General features: G+C 39.1%; 4 protein-coding genes and 1 pseudogene. 1 reads left to right on the plus strand and 4 read right to left on the minus strand.

Translation table 11 applies throughout. The features are described 5' to 3' along the window. The first annotated feature begins 184 nt into the window (after positions 1-184). The gene (locus tag J5G60_RS16200; RefSeq protein ID WP_150358863.1) at positions 185-1,396 is read left to right on the plus strand and encodes a S1C family serine protease; all 1,212 of its coding nucleotides are present in this window, start codon (positions 185-187) and stop codon (positions 1,394-1,396) included. 74 nt (positions 1,397-1,470) lie between these two features. Here J5G60_RS16200 and J5G60_RS16205 read toward each other — a convergent pair whose 3' ends face one another. The 4 genes and pseudogenes from J5G60_RS16205 to J5G60_RS16225 form a co-directional block, all read right to left on the minus strand. After that, entirely contained in the window at positions 1,471-2,646 is a 1,176-nt protein-coding gene (locus J5G60_RS16205) for an amidohydrolase/deacetylase family metallohydrolase (protein WP_150358862.1), read from the minus strand. Between the two features lie 61 nt (positions 2,647-2,707). Next, positions 2,708-4,027: a glycine/betaine/sarcosine/D-proline family reductase selenoprotein B gene (locus J5G60_RS16215; RefSeq protein ID WP_236035336.1), complete on the minus strand. Its 1,320-nt coding sequence runs from the start codon at positions 4,025-4,027 to the stop codon at positions 2,708-2,710. A 3-nt stretch (positions 4,028-4,030) separates the two neighbouring features. Beyond that, positions 4,031-5,305, minus strand: a complete 1,275-nt coding sequence (locus J5G60_RS16220) for a glycine/sarcosine/betaine reductase component B subunit (protein ID WP_150358859.1) — start codon at positions 5,303-5,305, stop codon at positions 4,031-4,033. 259 nt (positions 5,306-5,564) lie between these two features. Beyond that, a pseudogene (locus tag J5G60_RS16225) lies at positions 5,565-5,754 on the minus strand (glycine/sarcosine/betaine reductase complex component C subunit alpha); the annotation flags it as partial.

The following is a 5,754-nucleotide window of genomic DNA, read 5'->3' on the forward strand; positions in this document are numbered from 1 at the left end:
GGATATTTTTTTAAGATACAGTATCAATACTTTTTTAATAAAAGCATAAAAAATCTGTAACATATAATAAACAGAATTGTCATACTCAGTTTACAGTTTTGACATATAGTTGTAACAAAAAAAAACTATCATATAACCATGATATAATATAGTTATTAAAAGCTCATAGAAGGAGGAATTTTACATGGATGATAATTATAACAAAAATCAAGATACTGCAAGAATGAACATATTATCCCGTTTCAAAAATAAATTTTCCCAAAAACATTCCAGAGGCAAAAAAATTTTTTCATATATATCCCTGGCATTGATATCCAGCTTGATAGGCGCCTCTCTATCTGCCGCAGCTTTTTTATATGTAGTTCCAAATACAGACTTTTTCAAAAATACACCACTTTATGAGACCATAAACTCAACGCAGACAAAGCCTTCACAGACACAGGTTTCCCCTATATCCACTTCAAGCAAGAGCGGCCTTACAATAGCAGAAATAGCTAAAAAAGTAAGCCCTGCAGTAGTGGGTGTTTCCACTAAATCCATATCCCAATATTCGGATATGTTCGGTTTTTCAGATGGGCAAAGCAGTGAGGACGATGGAATGGGTTCAGGCATAATAATAAACTCCGATGGATATATACTCACAAATTACCATGTGATACAGGGTGCTCAGAGCATAAGTGTCATATTGAGCAATAAAAAAACCGTATCCGCCAAAGTTGTAAATTACGATGAAAATCAGGATCTGGCTGTAATAAAAGTAACCACTAAAACTGAAATGCCGGCAGTGGCCGAACTCGGAAACTCTGATAATGTTCAGGTAGGAGATTCTGTAGTAGCCATAGGCAATCCCCTCGGCAAGGAACTTTTAGGCTCTGTCACAAGTGGTATTATAAGTGCTACAAAAAGAGAAATCACTGTGGGTAACACCACTCAAAGCTTTTTACAGACAGATGCAGCTATAAACCCAGGAAACAGCGGCGGTGCCCTTGTAAATTCACTTGGGCAGGTAATAGGAGTAAATTCAGCTAAAATAGGTGGAAACGGGGTTGAAGGTATAGGATTCGCCATTCCTATAAATACAGTGGCTTCCAAGTTAAACGGCCTCTTAAAACCAATATTGAAAATCGGAATTGCCTGCGTGGATATTGACTCCAGCCTGTCAAAGAAATACAACATACCTGAAGGTGTTTATGTAAAGGAAATTGAAAAATCCAGTCCCGCTGAAAAGGCCGGATTGGAACCAGAGGATATCATACAAAAATTTGACGGCAAATCCATAAAAACCGTAGAAGAAATAAATAAAATAAAATCCACCCATAAATCCGGTGATACAGTTTCAGTGGTAATTTATAGAGATGGATCTACCAAGACACTTCAACTGACACTGACAGAATAGAATATTTAAAAAAGGAACCTGCTTGCATAATTAAATTATGCAGCAGGCTCCTTCATTTCTGTATTTAAATTTTCTTATATGTGTACTGCAGGATCAACATCTACCTTTACATTTTTAAGAGGATAATCCAGCCATTTCATTTCTTCTTTATTAATTATAGCTGTAGGAATAATATATTTCTCAGGGAAAATTTCTTTGCCAACACAATCAATAAATTTTCTAGATGCAGGAGCAGATTTACTAAGCTTAAACAATGTTGCATTATGCAGTCTTCCCTTCAAATTGCACCAATCACCCAGCTGTAATATTTTAGCAGGTGATGCTGTCACCGCTTCTATTACATCCACAAGATCCATGCCCGCAGCACACAATTTAGTCATTGTAGTCGGAAGATCATAAACAGGACCATTTATGCCTAGAACATGAGCATCAGAGCTAATAGTAAACGGAGGATATCCTGCAGCTATTGCCCTCTTTGCAACTTCAAAACTAAAACTGCCTATTCCATGGGCTACATCCATAAGAACACCGCGCTTTAAAGCTCTTTCCATAGCAGGAATCGGTTTGCCCTCAGACGTCCAGGGTGAATTTAATTTCCCGTGATAAACATGAGATATTACGTCACCTGGAGCCAAAATATCCAGTATATCCTCGATGCACGGCATAGGCAGCCCAATGTGTACCATAAGGCGCATTCCCGTTTCTCGTGCAGCTTTAGCTGCAAGTTTTACCGGCTGTATACCCATTGCACCGACAGTGGTTTTTTCAGCTCTGATTTTGATGCCGCAGACAAAGGGACGATTTGCATTGGCCGCTCTCACCGTTTTTGCTACATCCATTGCGGAAATATCTGTAGCTTCAGGTATTTGTGCCAAACCAGTAGAACATATATTTAACCAGGCTTTAAATGGAGTATTAAAGGCAGGTGCAACATATTTTCTCAATCCAGTAATGGTAGCTTCACCTGAACTTCCAGCATCAGCTATAAAATGAACACCGGTATCAAATCCAATTGAATCCGGAGGTATGGATATGGCTCCTACGCCATAGTAAACATGAGCATGTAAATCAATCCAGCCAGGACTCAAAAATAACTCTGCATCCTTGGCTTGATCAGAGGATTGCTTCAGAAAAAACCCATCTGAATCATGGCATAATTCAGCCGGCCATATTTTTTTTGTAGAAGGATCTATAACATTCACAGATATTGGCTCAGTTGTATTAACACTATATTTATTATTCTTAACCATAAAGAATAACCTCCTTTTAATTTTAACATATTGTCATATTATCACATTGGCTATTTCCAGCTTAAATTTCCTCGATTACCGATTTACCCTCTTCCGGCACTTCTTCAAGCATTTTCAAAGCCTTCTTGACAGCATTTTTACGATAGGCCACTTCATTTTCCTTTGGCAGCGAAGGATCGCCAAAAACATGCAAGACGCTGTTTCCACGAAGAATTCTGTTAGAACCTATACCTTCGGCGATTTTTGTCAAGTTCGTCACTTGAACAATAGGAACACCAGCACGTTCGATTTCTTTTGTCATCACTGCACCACAGCGAGAACTAGTTCCTCAGGTGGACGTCAATATAGCCGCATCAACCTTGTGTTCCTTCATTATTTTGGCAATACCTTCACCAAATTTCTTACCTTTCTCCATAGGAGTCATCACACCTGCAGTTGTAAAATATGAATCAAATAAAGAACCGATGACACCTTCTTTTTCAAGCGTCCTCATTGCATCAACTGGCACAAGACGGTTGGGATCATCAAGAACAAAGGCATTATTATAACCTTGATGTCTTACTTCATAATCCTCAGGACTTAGTTTGTCCTTTCCTTCAATTGAGTAATATTTAAAACAAGTCGAATTGGTAACAACCATATTATCAGGGTTTCCCTTTGGTACTAGGCCTCCATCAGTAACAAGTGCAATTTTTGCTTCTGACAAGGGTTTATCAAGTACCGGCACCGGAATTTTTTCATGATTGGGCATAACCACTTCCGTTCTATAAGGCTTATTGTAATACTTAGCTAAAAGCATGTTAATGGCTCGTTTTGGTGCTGGTATTGAATAATCGATTTCAATGGCCGGACCGCTTCCATGGTAATCTTCCTTCTTGCCATCCCCAATTGCTTCTCCTGACACCAATCGAAGGGAAAAATCAACTATTTTTTTTATAACTTCTCTCATCTTCCTGGCATTGTTTTCTGTTTTGAGAATATAACAGCGATCTTTATACATATCAGTTCCAGGATTTTCAGCATATAATGCTGTAACGCCCGGAATTTTCAGTGTTTCAACAACTGCTGCTGTTGTCGCACCACAGGCCATGCCATATCTGCCAGCATTGAATCCAGGACCGGCAATGAACATATCTGGATTGTATTTTTTTACAATTTTAACCACCTTAGGTACTACTGTTTCTAAGTTTTCCGCAATATGATTGTCCCCACAAATAATCGTAGCCACAATTTCCGCTTTGTCACCAAACGCATTTTTCATTGCTAAACCTGGCCCCACAGGCTCTTCTTTAACAACTATATCCATACCTGCAGTATCTTCTCCACCAAATCCTCCATAAAACTGGTTTATATAATGAACTATTCGATACTTTTTAGTCATGATTTACACCTCTTCTTTCCATGGAATATTTGAATCCGTAGTCACATAGCAATCTCCCAGCTGGGACCATATTCCCTGATATGCAAAATTGGTGGTATGATCGAAAGGTCCCCAAGGATCAATACCAGCTAGACTAGGAACTCCGGCATTCTCCCCAATCAGTCGTTTAACTCTCGGGTGATGAAGCGTATAATTACGCCCGCTGTTGACAACAGCATCAACTTTAGGATCTGAGATCACCAGCATGTCACCCGGGCGATCATTGGACACAGCCGAGAGATTCATTACACAGGGCATACCCATTTTTTCTGCCCAGTTAAAAGCCAGCGCCGAATCAAGCTGGCAATGTCCCATACCTGACTTATTGATCACAACACAATCCGCTTTTAATGTGTCACGGCATAATGTCGCTCCAATCATGCCCATGGTATTTTTACCGTCAATTTTCATAACGTTATTTGCGAAAACAACTCCCACAAATTCAAGATCCCTGCCGTGGCGCTTCATAAGTTCCCTGATATACAGCTCGTTTTGCAGGTAATAATTACATTCCCAATATCGCCATAGGAAAGCTCCATCAAGCACTTCGGTAGGCTGAACTATGATTGGGAGAAAATTAAGCGCGCTTTGCCCATAGTACAATATATTCCAAGTATCATGTGAGGCCATATGGGTAACAAAGTATGCCACTTTAGGTAGAGGCTTGCCATCCTTTCCTGGGCCAACTGGTCCGAGCTCAAAGACTTCTTTTTCATCTGGCTTTAGATCAACACCAAGCTTAGCCAAATATACATTTGCCGTCAGTGAAGCATGTTTTAACGCTTCCGCATAACTTAAATCACTGACACCCTCAGCTGGTGCAGCATCGATAACGACATGATAATGTCTTGAAAAATGAGTGTATTTTGCACATGGACCGCCCATATCCATATAATATTTAACATTACACTTTGCATAATAAATGTCTGAAACAACTACACCTCTAAGTGCTACCGTTTCCCCTTCACCTGCAGGTGCCAGTTTTCCCCAAATTCCCGGATAAGATTCTTCCGGATGTTCTTTTTTGCAGCGCGGCTGCATGATGTCATGCACTGCCAGCATTCTGCAGCTCTCACCAGGGTATACCAATTGGATATTCATCCATGCAAACAAGTCATTATTAATCAGGTTATAAAGCTCTTCCTTATTAACTGTTAACACACCGTTAACCAACTCGGATTTATTTCCGAATTGAACCTTTTTAACATCGATATAATCGATTTGCAGACGTTTACTCATAACTATAACCATCCTTTCCCTATATTCAAGTCACGAATTGTTATAAAAATATTTATAACTTGAGTCAAGTTTATAATTAAATTATAGTAAACCAGCAGATAATATTCATTGAACTATTCTGTAATGTTAATGTAATAAAACGTTTACTTTTTTTTAGAAATTGTACTTTTTTATATTAGTTGCACTCATTTCCTTGTAATTTATTGTCATGATAAATACGGAATCTTTGAAGATAAATAAGAGGGTTGTTTTATCCCTCTTATTTATATCCTGCTTCCTTTAAAATTTTTACGGCTTTTTCACCCTTTTGAGAACTTACCAGAATCACAGGCCCTGTGCAGCCCATTCCGCTTTCAGAATATATACCTTTTTCCCATAATACCCTGCAGGCATTGTCCAGTTCCAGTATATCTATCCCCGGTATTGCATAGGTCACAACTTCCCTGGGA

It is taken from the genome of Clostridium sp. HV4-5-A1G, from assembly GCF_900184915.1.
Classification (GTDB): Bacteria; Bacillota; Clostridia; order Clostridiales; family Clostridiaceae; genus Clostridium_B; species Clostridium_B aromativorans.